Origin of the sequence: Salegentibacter sp. 24 (assembly GCF_004362395.1) — a bacterium.
Classification (GTDB): Bacteria; Bacteroidota; Bacteroidia; order Flavobacteriales; family Flavobacteriaceae; genus Salegentibacter.
Genome location: NZ_SNWE01000003.1, coordinates 156,656 through 173,275, shown reverse-complemented (window position 1 = coordinate 173,275; position 16,620 = coordinate 156,656). Strand labels below are relative to the sequence as shown.

Here is a 16,620-nt window from a genome sequence, read left to right as displayed (position 1 = left end):
TATGTTGCAAAGCGGGTACCATCTTACTTATTGCACGAATATTCATCCAGGGGAAACCTGGGGGGATCACTTTGAGAATCTAAAAAAATATATACCTTCTATAAAAAAAGAAGTGTCTTCGGATGCTCCTTTTGGTATTGGTCTACGTCTTTCCGATAGGGCGAGTAGGTCTCTTTTGAAGGAGGAAAATCTGTCAGATTTTAAAAGCTGGTTGGAGAAAAACAATTGTTATGTATTCACCTTAAATGGTTTTCCCTTTGGAGATTTTCATCATCAGGTAGTTAAGGATCAAGTACATCAGCCTGATTGGACAACCAACAAACGTTTTAATTATACCATTCGATTATTTGAGATATTAGCAGCATTACTACCTAAGGGAATTACAGGAGGAATTTCCACCTCCCCGCTTTCATACAAATATTGGCCTGCTTCTGAGAAGAATAAGGATGAAGTTTTAAAAAATGCTACGCTGCAGATTGTGAAAATTGCAGAAAACTTGTATCACAGGTACCAAAAAAGCGGTCAAACCCTGCACCTTGATATTGAACCTGAACCAGATGGACTGCTGGAAAATACAGAAGAGGTGATTAACTGGTATAATGAGTGGCTCATTCCCCTGAGTACTGACTATTTAAAACAACGACTAAATTTATCACCTGATCAGGCAAATAACTGTCTGAAAAATCATATTCGATTATGTTATGATGTTTGTCATTTTGCCATTGTATATGAAAAACCGAAGGAAGTATTTCAAAAACTAAAAAAGCAGGGTATCAAGGTTGGGAAAATCCAACTAAGCGCTTCCTTAAAAGTGCAATTGCCCGAAGAAATAGAAGCGCGGAAATGGGTTCTGGACGCCCTAACACCATTTGTTGAATCAACTTACCTTCACCAGGTTGTAGAACGTGATTTCAAGAATGCTCTGACACATTATCCTGATTTACCTCAGGCCTTGGAACAACTGAACAATCCAAGAGCAAAGGAGTGGCGAACTCATTTTCACGTGCCAGTTTTCCTAAATTCATATGGAAAGCTGGAGTCTACCCAGGAGGATATTGTTCAGGTACTGGAATACTTAAAAGAGGAACAGCTTACCGATCATCTGGAAGTAGAAACATATACCTGGGATGTTTTACCTGATGATATTCAGTTGGAAATAGTAGATTCTATTGTAAGGGAACTTCAATGGGTAAAGAATAATTTTTGAGCGTATGAAAAAAACAGTAGTTCTTAATGTTGTAGCTTTATCTGAGAAATTAATTGGGGAACACACTCCTTTTCTTAAAAAATGGTCTGATAAGGGGAAACAACTAAATATTAAACCGATTCTACCGGCAGTTACCTGTTCTTCGCAGGCGACTTATTTTACGGGAAAATATCCAGCTGAACATGGAATTGTGGGCAATGGATGGTGCTTTAGAGATGAATATGAAATAAAATTTTGGAGGCAGTCAAACAAGCTGGTTCAGGCCCCTAAAATATGGGAAGAATTAAAAAAGCAGGATCCTGACTTTACATGTGCGAATATGTTTTGGTGGTTTAATATGAATTCTACCGTAGATTATGCCGTAACTCCCCGTCCGCTATATCCTGCCAATGGTTTAAAAATACCCGATATCCATAGTCAACCAATGGATTTGCGTCATAGATTACAAGATGAACTTGGACAATTCCCACTATTTTCCTTTTGGGGTCCCAATGCCAATATTGAGTCTACCCGATGGATCGCTAATGCCTCTATGATGGTAGATAAATGGCATGATCCTACCCTTACCTTAATTTACCTGCCTCACCTGGATTACAATCTGCAAAGGGAAGGAATTAATTTTTCGAAGATTGGAAAAGATTTACAGGAGATTGATAGCGTCTGCGAGGATCTTATCACGTATTACGAAAATCAGGGAGCCGAAGTTATTATAGTTTCAGAATATGGGATTACAGATGTAAACAATCCAGTTCATATTAACAGGCTGTTGCGAAGCAGTGGATATTTAACGGTAAAGGATGAACTGGGGCATGAAACACTTGATACGTGGGCTAGCAGAGCCTTCGCTGTGGCAGATCACCAGTTGGCCCATGTGTATGTGAGAAATCCCGAAGATATCCCTGCCATATTCGAGCTTCTAAACAATACTCCGGGAATCGATTTAGTTTTGGGTGAGGAAGGTAAAAAGGAACATCATCTCAATCATAGTCGGGCGGGTGATCTGGTTGTGATGGCGGATCAAAATTCCTGGTTTACCTATTATTTTTGGTTAGATGATAAAAAAGCACCAGATTATGCCCGCACAGTAGATATTCATCGCAAACCAGGCTATGATCCGGTGGAGGTTTTCGCAGATCCCAGTATCAGGTTCCTTAAGGGAAAGATCGCTTTTAAACTACTTCAAAAGAAATTAGGCTTTCGATATTTAATGGACGTAATTCCTTTAAATGCGCATTTAGTGAAAGGATCGCATGGAAGGGTAAACCTGGAGAAAGAAAACTGGCCTATGTTTATCAGTCAAAATCAAAAAATGACGATGGATCCAACTATTGAGGCGACGGATGTTTATAATCTTATACTGAAACATTTACTATGATTTGCGTTTATCAATTATAGAAACTAAATTTATTGGATTTTGAATAAAAAATCTGGTGAATAAAAGAGATTAGCATAATGTACCCCTCTTTCGAAGATTTAACTTAATTGATTTGAACATGTCTTTATAGTGATTAGAAGATTGTAACCTAACAAGTTTTTAAACTAAATGTACCGACCTTCTGATAAACAAATTAATAGGAACCAATAATAAAAATGATAACAATAAGTCTTACGATGAAAAATTATATTCTTTTCAGTTTTTTAATCTTTTCCTTTTTTTTAAATGCCCAACAAAGACAGGCCCCTGCCTATCCTTTAGTTACCCATGACCCCTATTTAAGTATATGGTCCTTTACAGATGAAATTAATGCCCAGCCTACTAAGCATTGGACAGGAACCGACCATTCGCTTATTGGATATATTAATGTTGATGGCAAAAACTATCGTTTTTTGGGCAAGGAAACTAAATCGTTTAAATGGATATTATCTTCATCCAAAGATGATAATTTCTCCGCTATGATCACGCAGCAAAATCCAGGGCCTGGTTGGGAGGAAGTTTCTTTTGATGATTCTTCCTGGGAAAGGGCACAGGCTCCATATGGGGATGAAAATGCTAACGCAGCAACTGCCTGGGAAAGTGAAGATTTATGGGTAAGAAGAGAGTTTGATTTAGAAAATACGGATCTAGAAAAGCTTTTCTTGAAATTACACCACGATGACAATATTGAAGTATTTTTAAACGGAGACCCAATATTTAAGCGAGACGGATGGACCAGTAATTTTGAATATCATGAAATTTCCGAATCTGTGATTAATAAAATTAAAGCAGAGAACAATATTATAGCCATTCATATTAAAAATACTGCCGGAGGACAATGGTTGGATTTTGGGTTGGCCGAAGAAATAGTAGATCAGCATAAAACCCTGGTGGCGGAGCAAAATTCTGTGGAATTTAATGCCACTCAGACAATATATAGCCTTACCTGTGGAGGAGTTGATGTGGAGCTCACCTTTACTTCCCCTTTATTAATGGACAATCTTGATATATTTTCAAGACCGGTATCTTATATTTCCACAAAGGTCAGACCTAATGATGATAAACCTCACGCTGTTCAGGTATATTTTGGAGCCTCTTCATCAATAGCTGTAAACGAAAATTCTCAGGAAGTGATGACTGAAAAATCAATTACCCCTAGCTTGACATATTTAAAGGCTGGCACTAAATCTCAACCTATCCTTGAGAAAAGAGGAGATGATTTGAGGATCGACTGGGGTTATATGTATGTTGCTGCCCCAAAAGATTCTAATGCCAGGCAGATGGTAATCCCTGCAGCCCAGGCGAAGAATAACTTTTTTGAGGGGGAAACCGGTGAATCTGAGCCAAGCGGAGAAAAATTAATGTTAGCAACGGTTTTTCCCAAAGAAACCATCCATTCTGAAAAAGAGCATTTAATCCTTTTAGGATACGATGATATTTATTCCATAAATTATTTTGGGGAACAATTAAGGCCATACTGGAATAAGGATGGGAATAGCTCATTGGAAATTGAACTGGAAAAGGCTTACAGCAACTATGAGGATATAATTGAAGAATGCCGTGATTTTGATGAAGAACTCTATGAAGATGGTCTGGAATCCGGTGGAGAAAATTATGCACATTTACTGGAGATTGCTTACCGTCAAAGTATTGCCGCACATAAATTATTAGAGAGTCCAAAGGGGGATCTTCTATTCTTATCCAAAGAAAATAACAGTAACGGATCTGTTAATACCGTGGATGTCACCTATCCCTCAGCTCCTTTATTCCTTATTTATAATCCTGATTTATTGAAAGGAATGTTAAATGGTATATTCTATTATAGTGAAAGCGGGAAATGGAAGAAACCCTTTCCAGCCCACGACTTAGGTACATATCCAATTGCGACAGGGCAAACTTATGGAGAGGATATGCCGGTAGAAGAAGCCGGGAATATGATTATTCTAACGGCGGCCATAGCGAAATCGGAAGGTAATGCTGAATATGCCAGGGAACACTGGGAGACCTTAACTACCTGGGCAAATTATTTAGCTGAAAAAGGACTTGATCCCGAAAACCAATTATCAACAGATGATTTTTCTGGTCACCTGGCAAGGAATGCCAATCTTTCTATTAAAGCCATTATGGCTATTGCAAGTTATGGATATCTGGCGGATGAACTGGAGAAAGAGGATGTTGCCGGGAAGTACACAAAAATGGCTAAAACAATGGCAAGAGAATGGATGGAATTAGCAGATGCTGGGGATCATTATGCCCTTACCTTTAATGATAAAAATACCTGGAGTCAAAAATATAACCTTGTTTGGGATAAAGTAATGGACCTGGATGTTTTTCCGGATGAAGTTATTGAAAAGGAATTGGCCTATTATAAAACTAAGCAAAACCAATATGGTTTACCCCTGGATAATCGAAGTGAATATTCGAAATCAGATTGGATTTTATGGACTGCTACGCTGACCGATAATATGGAAGACTTTCAATTTTTTGCCAATCCTGTCTACAAGTTTGCAACGGAAACTCCGGATAGAGTTCCTATGAGCGACTGGCACTGGACCCATACCGGAGAAGTAAGAGGTTTTAAAGCCAGAAGTGTAGTGGGAGGCTATTTTATTAAGTTATTGGAAGACCACTGGGAATAAACTTTTGCAAGCCAATAGTAAATTACCGCGGCCTGGTAATGAAATTTTTAGATTAGAATATAAAAAGCGATAGAATACATTGAATATGCATTTTGACAGAATAATTTTCCTGGTTACGGTTTGCTTGTCGATTTCTTGTAGCGTAGCCCAAGAGAAAGCATCTAGGCCTAATGTGGTTTTAATTATGATCGATGACCTTAAACCAAACCTGGGAGCTTATGGCGATACTGTTGTAAGAAGTCCCAATATTGATCAGTTTGCTAATGAGGCGATGGTATTTAACAGGGCTTATGCAAACCAGGCCGTTTGTGCTCCATCAAGATATAACCTATTAATAGGATCACGTTCCACAAGTACCGGGATATATAATTTTGGAAAGGAATTTCGTGAGCTTATACCGGAAGCCGTTACCCTGCCGCAGTACTTTAAGAAAGCCGGCTATCATACAGAATCCATGGGGAAGGTTTTTCATATTGGTCACGGAAATACCAATGACCAGGCCTCCTGGACTATTCCTCATTATAAGGAAAAGGTTATTGAGTATGTTGATCCTAATAGTACAAATAGGCAGCTTACCAGGGAAGAGGCATATTTTGAGAATACAGCAATGTATATTAAAGATTCACCACCCAATCATAAATTGCCACGCGGAGCGGCCTGGGAATCTCCTGATGTTCTTGATGAAGCTTATGCTGACGCCCGTGTAGCCAGCCATGCCATAGATCGCCTCAGAGAACTCAGCGATGACAGGAATACCCCATTTTTTATGGCTATAGGTTTTGCCAGGCCTCACCTTCCTTTTAGTATCCCGAAGAAATACTGGGATTTCTATGATCCCTATGAATTACCGATGCCCCAGTATGAGAAGGCCCCCGAAGGATCCCCAAAGTTTACCCGGAAGAGAGGACATGAAATGTCCCAGTTTTTTCCTGTTCCTCAGCACCAGGATGTATATGACGATGATCTAAAACGAAAACTGATCCATGGATACTATGCCAGTATAAGTTATATGGACACTCAGTTTGGAAAAGTGATAGATGAATTAGAACGATTAAAACTGGATGAAAATACTATAGTAGTAGTTTGGGGTGATCATGGGTGGCATTTAGGAGATCACGCAATTTGGACTAAACATACCAATTTTGAACAAGCAAATCGTATTCCTTTAATTTTTAAAGTACCTGGAGTTACTACCCCGGGAACCAAAACTAATCAATTTGCTGAATCGGTAGATATTTATCCGACCCTGGCAAAGCTTGCAGGTCTTAATTCCCCTGGTGGTCCCCAACCAATAGATGGGATTGACCTCACTCCCGTGTTAAAAGATGGTTCCCAGCAAATAAAGGATCATGTCTATCATGCCTTTCCAATGGGTGGATATCTAGGAGAGGCTATACGTAATGATAGATACAGAATGATCAGGTGGACCCATATGCAGGATGAGAGTAAAAAGAATCTTTATGAATTGTATGACTATAAAGTTGATCCGAAGGAGACCAGGAATATTGCCGCTGAGAAGCCTGGTATTGTCTCTGAAATGGAATCGATTTTAAATCAGTATCCGGAAGCTAAGAAACTTCCGTAATTTTTAGAATATCATTATAAGAGACCCTAAGGCAGTTGAGAATTTATAATTCAATGAACTAGAAAGATGCTTTGTTTTTTAAAGCTATTAATGGGAAAGTTTTCGACTTAAAATTGTAGGATGATACCTGCAAATTTGACAAAAACTGTAGTATCCCTGTTGCTGTTTAGATTGATGTATTAAAAAAGAATGATTGCAAGGGGGGGGAATATTTATAACCGAAAATTCAAAGTCATGTCTATTGTAAAAAATGTTTTTCTTCCATCACTCTCCTTGCATTCCTTAAGGAAAGGACAAGCATCCTGGTGTTTAGTCCTACTGGTCTCTATCCTGACTATGAATGCACAGACAAATGTGGATTTAAATAAGTTCAATGGGGAAGACCAAGTTGCCGCCAGCGTGGTTAATGAGGTTTTAAATATAACCTGGCCAACAGGCGAGAAGCAAAATGGCAGACTTGATATAAACCTTAACCAGGAAAAACCTTTATTTAAAAGTATCCAACTTGGTAAAGAAGGAATATTTAAAGAAATTATAACCGGTGTCGATCCTGCCTTTATTCTAACAGTGGGAGAAAGGGATTTGGAAAAAAGGGGGGGGTGGAATATATTTTTTGATGAAACAGCATATAAACCTCATAGGTCATATCGGGTTGAACTCGACAGAGACCAGGTTAATGTGGAAACCCATGGTTCCAGAACGAAAGTGATAATTTCTGAAGTAACTGCAGGAAGCTTTCAGGGAAATTTGGAAATCACATTATTTAATGGGAGTCCACTGGTAAATATGGCGGCTGTAATGTCATCTGAAAAAGATTCATTAGCTATAATCTATGATGCCGGCCTTGTAAGTCCTGACTGGGAAAGGATCTTTTGGTCCGACACGGATGATTATTTACAGAGAGCTTCTGTAGATCCTGCCTCTGAAAGCGAGAACCTGGCCGTGAAGTACCGCGCAATTATAGGGGAAACAGACAATGGCAGCATTGCGGTATTTCCACCTCCTCATCAATACTTTTACCCTCTCGATAATGCTTATAACCTCAAATATGTATGGCATGGTGCTAATTACCGGGATATGATTTCAGAATCGGGTATTGGCATCAGGCATGAGCTTTTGGGTGATCGTCGCCATGTACCATGGTTTAATGCTCCCCCGGGCAGTAAACAAAGTTTGAATTTCTTCTTCCTTATGGACGATCAAAAAGACGGGAAGATTTTAGAAAAGGTTAAACGGTTTACTCATGGAGATTCCTATAAACCATTACAGGATTCCTATACCATGGCCAGCCATTTTCATACTGAACATGTAATGGACGTCCTGACTCATAAACCGCTTCCGGAAATTCCCGGTCACGTGAAAGCTTTACGAAATACAGGGGTCAACATTATGCATTTGGGGGAATTCCATTTAGCAGGAAACCCCAGAGATAAAGGTCCAAGAAGACTTTTGGAATTTAAAAAGATGTTTGAAGAGTGTGCCAGGTTATCTAGTGGTGATTTTCTCATGCTTCCTGGGGAAGAACCAAATAGCCATTTTGGGGGACATTGGATGAACCTTTTTCCGAAACCGGTTTATTGGATAATGTCCAGGGAACCAGGTCAGGCTTTTGTTGAAGAGCATCCAGAATATGGAACGGTTTATCGTGTGGGAAACAAGCAGGAGATGCTAAAATTGTTAGAAATCGAGAATGGATTAGCTTGGACTGCCCATGCCAGAATAAAAGGCTCTACAGGCTTTCCTGATCAGTATATGGAGGAAGATTTTTTTAAATCTGATAGATTCCTCGGGGCGGCCTGGAAAGCTATGCCTGCTGATTTATCGAAAGACAGACTGGGATCCAGAGTGCTGGATGTATTGGACGATATGTCCAATGATGGAAATAAAAAATATGTGATCGCTGAGGCAGATCTTTTTAAGATTGAACCAGATTATGAATTATATGGCAATATGAACATCAATTATTTGCAACTTGATGAGCTGCCTTCTTTTGAGCAGGGATGGCAACCTGTATTGGATGCCATGGAAGCTGGTAAATTCTTTGTGTCAACCGGAGAAGTTTTATTGCCGGTTTTCCAAGTCAATGGAAAGGGACCGGGAGAAACGATAGTTTTAAATGACAACGGGGACGCAGAAATTAATTTAAAAATAGACTGGACCTTCCCCTTAAGCTTTGTAGAGATAATTTCAGGGGACGGGGAAGAGGTTTTTCGTGAAAGAATAAATATGGAGGCAACCCAGGCATTTGGGAACAAGGAATTCACCTTCAACACCAGGCTTAAAAATCGCAAATGGGTAAGAGTAGAGGTATGGGACGCAGCGGTAAATGGAGCCTTTACTCAAAATGTTTGGTTGCAATAGAAATAAATTAAAAAATCAGTTTAAGATGCGTGTATCATACTACCGATTATTTCGGATAGTTTTATCCATAATTAGCCGGTTAAATTGTGCCTATTCACTTTTAGCACCTTGTAAACTCAAAATATCAAAAAGACGCATAAGTTCAAAAAAGTTAAATATAAACCTGTTTGTATGAAATATTTTACTAACCCCATTTTAATTATTAGCTGTTTTTTTCTAATTCTTAGTTCCTGTAAAAACGGTGATAAATCCAGTAAGGAAGAGATCACCTCCACGGAAAAAACAAGCATTACAAATCCTGTATTACCCGGGGATTATGCAGATCCTTCAGTAGTTAGAAAGGGCAATGATTATTGGGCTACTGCTACCTCTTCAGAATGGGCGCCCTTATTTCCTATTTTGCATTCTGATAATCTTCAGGACTGGAAAATTAAAGGACATGTTTTCCCGGATAAACGTCCGGATTGGGCAGAAGCTCATTTCTGGGCTCCAGAAATTGCTTATGATAATGGAAAATTTTACATCTATTATACAGCCAAAAAGAAGGATGGTCCTCTATGTGTAGGGGTGGCCAGTGCAGATAAGGCTACAGGGCCTTATAAGGATCACGGGCCAATAGTTTGTCAGGAAGCAGGAGCCATAGATGGGTTCCAAATAAGAGATGAAGAAGGAAACTTATTTCTAATCTGGAAGGAAGATGGCAATAGCAGGGGCGAACCAACTCCAATGTGGGGACAGCGGATGAATGAGGATAGAACGGCATTAATTGGAGAACGCTTTGAGCTTTTTAGAAATGAACCCGATACCTGGGAAGGAAACCTGGTGGAGGGAGCCTATTTATTGAAAAAGAACGGGTATTATTATACTTTTTATTCTGGAGATAGCTGTTGTGGCCGGGGATGCACCTATGGGATAGGTGTTGCCAGGGCGAAAAATTTACGCGGTCCTTGGGAAAAATACGAGAAAAATCCATTAAAGAAGGAAACTGAGAACTGGAAATGTGCCGGTCATGGATCTATGGTACAGGATAATAATGGCAGGTATTTCTTTTTATACCATGCTTATAATAAGAATGGTACAGTTTATACCGGCCGACAGGGACTAATAAGCGAGGTAGTCTGGAATAAGAAAACAGGATGGCCGGAATTTAAGGATGAAGCTGCTGATTTTAAAATGCCTGAAAGATCCGAAATACCGGAGTATCATGCGGATTTTTCTACTGCTGATCTTTCTCCATACTGGCAGTGGCCGGTAGGAATTAAGCCGGAATTTAAACTCCAGGACGATGCTTTAATAATTCAGGCCAATGAGGACAATATTGGAGCTGTATTGGCCAGGCGGACATTAAGCCCGGATTATAAGGCCACCACAAAGCTTAACATTCCCACGGGAAATATTGAAGCAGGATTAAGTGCAATTGGCGATGTGCATAATGCCCTGGGTATAAGTGTCTCGGATCAGGAAGTCTTCGTATGGAAAGTTAAAGATGCTAAGAGAGAAAAACTTGTCAGTAAGAATATAACCCAGACAAAGGGAGCTATTGAACTAAAGCTATTGGTAAATGATGGGGAAAAATATTCGTTTTCCTGGAGGGAAGAAGGCAGTGATTGGCAACCATTGGATGTAAAAAATAATTTTGTCAATGGATATTACCTTCCCCCATGGGATAGGGCGGTTCGAATAGGCTTAACTGTTAAAGGAAAAGAAAATAAAACAGCAAAATTCAACGCCTTTCATATCAATCCATTAAAAAAAGATTAAAAATGCCTAATTTTTACTAATGATTTTTCTAATTTTGACCGATATATGTTTTTTAAATTCATTTTAAAATTTTAGAGATCTAAAGTAGGGAAGTGAATTTTTCTGATTAGTGAATGTTAAGATGATAAAAAAAAGTAAAAAGTACACTTTAAAGAAGATTGCAGAAAAATTAAATATTTCCGTAACAACTGTATCATTCGTGCTTAATGGCCAGGCCAAGGAGAAAAAAATTTCCGACGAAATGATAGCGAAAGTTTTGGCATATGTAAAGGAAATTGACTACCAACCCAATCAGCTGGCAAAAAGTCTTCGCACCGGAAAATCCAAAATTATAGTTTTTATGGTGGAGGACATTTCTAACCAGTTTTTTGCCAGCATTGCTCGAATTATTGAGGATTTAGCTTATAAAAAAGGGTATAAGGTCATTTTTTGTAGTAATGAAAACAATGATGAAAAGGCTAGAGACCTTATAAATATTTTTAAGCATAGACAGATCGACGGGTACATAATTATACCGAGTCCTGGAATTGAAAACGATATAAGGTCACTTATAGAAGAGGGGATACCTGTAGTATTGTTCGATAGATATTTTCCCAGTTTAGATACTAATTATGTAGTGATTGATAATGAACATGCCTCCTACCAGGGAACAAAACATCTTATCGAAAATGGTTATAAAAAAATTGGTTTTATTACCATCGATACCCAGCAAAACCAAATGGTAAATAGGATGCGAGGTTATCAGATTGCCGTTGAAGAGAAGGATTTGAACAGCAATATTTTAAGAATAGCATTCCATGAAAATGGTCAGGACCAAAAGAAACTTAAAATTAAAAAATTCCTGGAAGCAAATGATCTGGATGCTATCTTGTTTTCCACCAATTATCTAACCCAGAGTGGTTTGGAAGTTTTACATGAAAGCTTTCCTGAACTTTTAGGGAAGCTGGGCATTTTAACCTTTGATGATCATGAATTCTTTAAAATCCATACTCCATCCATTTCTGCAATTTCACAACCAAAAAAGGAGATTGCCGTTAATTTGATGAACGTGATGTTACAGCTTCTCAAGAAGCCTGCTAAAGATTCAGAACCGAAAAATATTACCTTAAATACCGAATTTATACCTAGAGTTTCAAGTCAGCATAGATAAATTAAGATTATTATGGAAGATTTGCTTTTTTTGGCTTGTATAACTAAATCGTTTTAGTATATTAGTTGTGATTTTATTAACATTAATATAAAAGACGTTTCAATTGAAATAATACGGGAAATATGAAAATAGTAAGACTAGGAGTCCTTTTTTTAACATTGTTTTTTCTGAATTCTTGTTCAACCGATGGAGAGAATCTACCCGAGGTTGAAGAAAAGGAAAATGAAACCCCCTCTGAACCTGATGAAGATGAAGAGGACTTTGAAGAAGAGGTTAGTGATTGGGGGGAAGTATCCCAAAAATTTCAACAGATTACCTACGACACCTATCTGAGCTCAGCAGGAACCTTTGGCCAGGATAATTTAGGAAATCAAAATTTTAATTATTGGTGGAATGCTCATATGTTGGACGTTCTTGTCGATGGGTATAAAAGATCCGGAAATGATGCCTATCTCCCGAGAATGAAGGCATTATTAGAAGGAATTAAAACACGAAATGGGAACCGGTATAAAAATGACTTTATAGATGATATGGAATGGCTAGGGATTGCAAGTTTGCGAGCCTATGAGGAGACCGGAGATGAAAGTTATAAAGAAGTGGCCGACTTGCTTTGGGTGGAAGTAAAAAAGGCTTGGAGTGATGTCCACGGGGGTGGGATTGCCTGGAAAACCGATACGCCCAATAGTAAAAATGCCTGTTCTAATGGACCCGCCGCAATATTTGCACTTTATCTCTATCAAATCGACCAGGACCCGGAAGATCTTCAATGGGCAAAAGATATTTATCACTGGTTGAAAAATACTTTGGTAGACCCGGATACAGGCTTAGTCTGGGATAATATAAATTTCCAGGATGGACAGGCGGTGATTAACCGGGATTGGATTTTTACCTATAATGTAGGAACTTATATTGGGGCAGCCAATTTGTTGCACCAAACAACCGGCAATTCGGTCTATTTACAAGACGCTATGAAATCTGCAAATTCAGTGATCTCCTCAGGGGAGTTGACTACGGGTGGAATTTTAAAAAATGAAGGACAGGGCGATGGAGGCTTATTTAAAGGAATCCTGGTGAGGTATTTAACCCAACTGGCTTTAAATCCCGAATTAGCAGTAGAGAAGCAAGAGCAATACAAAGAATTTATACAATTCAATGCTGAAACCCTGTATTCCAACGGGCGTAGTGACCAGGGGCTGTTTGGGCCCAACTGGAGTGACCAACCAAGTGGAAGGGTTGATTTATCTACCCAGTTAAGTGGAGTTATGCTAATGGAGGCAAATGCATTACTAAATGGATCTTAAAGAAGCCAAAGATTATATATAAAGTTAAACCAACCAACCCATTAAATAAATATTTATGAGAAAAACTATAGTAGCCTGTGTTTTTTCTGTGATTCTTTTTTCGTGTAATAATTCCAAACAGGATGAACCTGAAAGCTCAGCTAAGATCAAAGAAAAAGCCTACACTTCTCTGGTTAATCCTTTCATAGGAACAGCTCCTTTAACTGATCCTGATTTTATAGGTTATACTCCTCCTGAAAACTGGCGGGTTTGGGCGGGATTGGTTTTTCCGGGATCATCTTTGCCTAATGCCATGGTTCAGCTAAGTCCGATAACCGAGTATGGAACAGGAGCTGGTTACCAGTATGAAGACACCGAAATACTTGGTTTTGCCCATACCAATAAAGGTCACTGGAATTTGTGTAATATCCCGATTCTTCCGGTTTCAGGAAATTCAAAAGCTCCATTTAAATCTACTTTTAGCCATGAGAAAGAGTTTGCCTCCCCTGGGTATTATGAAGTCTATTTAGATGATTATGATGTCAGGGTAAGGCTTACCTCTACCTTGCGAAGTGGGTTTCATCAATATAGCTTTGAAAACAATTCTGGAAGAAAGATTCTTTTTGACCTTGACAAAGCAAATAATGGGGTTTCCCAATGGGAAATAAAAAAGAATAATGACTCTGTGGTATCGGGCTTTCAAAGAGTTGGAGGGGATAAAGTTCATTTCTATGCCCAGACCAACGTTAAAATTGAGGAACTCGATGTTATCGGTAGTGGTGAAAAGGACGGGTACGCTATGCTTCACCTGCAGGATGGAGAACAACCAGTAAATCTTAAAATTGGAATATCCTATGTGAGTATTGAAAATGCTGCTGAAAATCTAAAACTAGAAATCGGGAAGTCTGGTTTTGAAGATATAAAGAAAAAAGCCGATATGAAGTGGGAAAATTTACTGTCAACAATTGAAGTTACAGGAGGTAATGAGCAGCAAAACGAACTGTTTTATTCTTCGTTTTATCGTTCTTTTCTCTGGCCTGCCCTTAGAAGTGACGTCAATGGGGAATTTAAAAATGTAAAGGGGGAGGTTGTAAAAAAGGATTTTGAGTATTATACAAATCCCTCTTTCTGGGATACTTATAGGAATAAATTAGTGCTTTTAAGTATAGTTTCTCCCGAGGTAACCACCGATATAATTAAATCTCTGATTAATAAAGGTGAAAACACAGGTTTTATTCCTACTTTCTTCCATGGTGATCACGCAGCCCCCTTTATTGCCGGAACTTATTTGAGAGGTAATAAAGATTTTAATATTGAGAAGGCTTACCAATTGCTACTAAATAATGCTTATAAAGAAGGTGGTCCACGTCCGCATATTAAGGAATATATTGAAAAGGGATATATTTCAGACCCAGATGTGGAGAATCCTGGTGTAGAAACTAAAGCGAAGGCCGGTGTTTCTAAAACCCTGGAATATGCTTATGACGATTATTCCGTGGCACAGCTCGCAAAAGCACTTGGAGATAATCAGAAATATGAGGACCTTATCGATCGCTCTGAAAATTACATAAATGTATTTGATACTTCTACTAATTTTATGCGGGGCAGACTGGAGAATGGTGACTGGATCAGTCCATTTAATCCGGAACATCCCTATTACGAATATATGTACCGGGAGGCAAATGCATGGCAGGTTTCCTTTTATGCACCGCACGATATGCCTGAACTGGTTGAATTATACGGGGGTAAAAATGAATTTGAGATGAAATTGGATTCCCTTTTTTCAGTGCCATGGAACCCTGATTATATTGCGCGAAATGTGGCTAGTTTTATTGGACAATATTCCCACGGCAACCAGCCCGATCATGAGGCTGCCTTTTCTTATTATTTTGTAGATAAACCTGAAAAGTCTCAGAAGATAATTGACAATATTCTTGAAAATTTCTATGGGGTAGGCGAAGAAGGGCTAGCTCTTCCAGGAATGGATGATGCCGGAGAGATGTCTGCCTGGTATGTTTTTGCGGCTTCGGGCCTTTATCCCTTGTCACCTGCAGATCCGGAATATTTAGTTACCGTACCCATTTTTGAAAAAGTTACATGGAATTTACCTGGCAATAAAACTTTGACCATAAAGAGACCAAATTCAGGAAGAAAATTGAAAAATATAATGGTAGACCAGCAGGACCTGGAAGGTTATTTCATTCCTCATAATTTATTTGAGACGGGGGGAGAAGTAGAGCTTGTGACTGAATAATTCATTTTTTTCAATAGACTGATAGTTAAACCCTAATAAATTTAGCCAGTTTTTAAAAGGATCCAGAGGCTGCGTATTGCCACGACCTGAATTTGTAGTGAGCTATTTTTTTAAATTTTACTATTTATCATATATCAATCCTATGAACTTTCTCTTTCGTTTTTTATTACTTCTGCTACCTGTATTAATCCACGCCCAGGAATTAAATTACAAACAAAAAAGTAATATTCCATACCACGAAATATTGAAGGACCCAAGCTCTGAATATCAGAAAGAGATGGCTCTTTTGGACATTAGTTATCCTGATACAGATAAAAAAGTTCCTGTCATAATTTGGTTTCACGGAGGGGGACTTACAGGGGGAGAGAAAGAAATACCAGAACAGCTTACCCGGAAAGGATATTGTATTGTCGGTGTTGGATACAGGTTGTCACCAAAGGTAAAAGCAAAGACCAGTGTCCGGGATGCTGCCGGGGCGATTGCCTGGGTCCTACGGAACATTTCTAAGTACAATGGAGATCCCAGTCAAATATTTGTTTCCGGACATTCGGCCGGGGGGTACCTGGCACTGATGAGCGTTTTGAATAAATCCTTTTTAAAAGAATACGATTTAGATGCTAACCAGATAGCAGGTCTAATTCCTTTTAGTGATCATACCATCACTCACTTTACCATTAGAAAAGAGCAGGGTATTCCCGGCGAGCAACCTATTATAGACCCTTGGGCTCCATTATACCATGTCAGAGGGGATGCCCCACCGATTCTATTGATTACCGGTGACAGGGAGTTAGAAATGCTCGGCAGGTATGAAGAAAACGCCTACTTCTACCGGATGATGAAAATAAACGGTCAAAAAGATATCAAAATTTATGAAATGGATGGATATGGTCATGGCATGACTCACCCAGCATTTCCTTTATTGCTGGATTTTGTGAAAAGTAAAATGGGGAGTAACCAAAAAATGTAGAT

The 16,620-nt window shown here is 38.9% G+C and carries 10 protein-coding genes; all 10 read left to right on the top strand.

The annotated features are described in order from the left end of the window. Position 1 precedes the first annotated feature (1 nt). Positions 2–1,207, top strand: coding sequence for a metabolite traffic protein EboE (eboE, locus tag DET49_RS03280; protein WP_133546720.1), 1,206 nt, complete (start codon positions 2–4; stop codon positions 1,205–1,207). Between the two features lie 4 nt (positions 1,208–1,211). Further along, the gene (locus tag DET49_RS03275; RefSeq protein WP_133546719.1) at positions 1,212–2,582 is read left to right on the top strand and encodes an alkaline phosphatase family protein; all 1,371 of its coding nucleotides are present in this window, start codon (positions 1,212–1,214) and stop codon (positions 2,580–2,582) included. A 236-nt stretch (positions 2,583–2,818) separates the two neighbouring features. Further along, positions 2,819–5,260: a glutaminase family protein gene (locus DET49_RS03270; RefSeq protein WP_133546718.1), complete on the top strand. Its 2,442-nt coding sequence runs from the start codon at positions 2,819–2,821 to the stop codon at positions 5,258–5,260. Between the two features lie 85 nt (positions 5,261–5,345). Beyond that, the gene (locus DET49_RS03265) at positions 5,346–6,845 is read left to right on the top strand and encodes a sulfatase (protein WP_133546717.1); all 1,500 of its coding nucleotides are present in this window, start codon (positions 5,346–5,348) and stop codon (positions 6,843–6,845) included. Between the two features lie 234 nt (positions 6,846–7,079). After that, on the top strand, positions 7,080–9,206 hold the full coding sequence (locus tag DET49_RS03260) for a hypothetical protein (protein WP_208109606.1): 2,127 nt from the start codon (positions 7,080–7,082) through the stop codon (positions 9,204–9,206). A 171-nt stretch (positions 9,207–9,377) separates the two neighbouring features. Beyond that, positions 9,378–10,967, top strand: a complete 1,590-nt coding sequence (locus DET49_RS03255; protein WP_133546716.1) for a family 43 glycosylhydrolase — start codon at positions 9,378–9,380, stop codon at positions 10,965–10,967. Positions 10,968–11,088: 121 nt separating this feature from the next. Further along, positions 11,089–12,117, top strand: coding sequence for a LacI family DNA-binding transcriptional regulator (locus DET49_RS03250; RefSeq protein WP_133546715.1), 1,029 nt, complete (start codon positions 11,089–11,091; stop codon positions 12,115–12,117). Between the two features lie 122 nt (positions 12,118–12,239). Continuing rightward, positions 12,240–13,418, top strand: a complete 1,179-nt coding sequence (locus DET49_RS03245; RefSeq protein ID WP_133546714.1) for a glycoside hydrolase family 76 protein — start codon at positions 12,240–12,242, stop codon at positions 13,416–13,418. Positions 13,419–13,473: 55 nt separating this feature from the next. Further along, entirely contained in the window at positions 13,474–15,651 is a 2,178-nt protein-coding gene (locus DET49_RS03240; protein WP_133546713.1) for a GH92 family glycosyl hydrolase, read from the top strand. Between the two features lie 142 nt (positions 15,652–15,793). Beyond that, positions 15,794–16,618, top strand: a complete 825-nt coding sequence (locus tag DET49_RS03235) for an alpha/beta hydrolase (protein WP_133546712.1) — start codon at positions 15,794–15,796, stop codon at positions 16,616–16,618. The last annotated feature ends 2 nt before the right edge of the window (positions 16,619–16,620 follow it).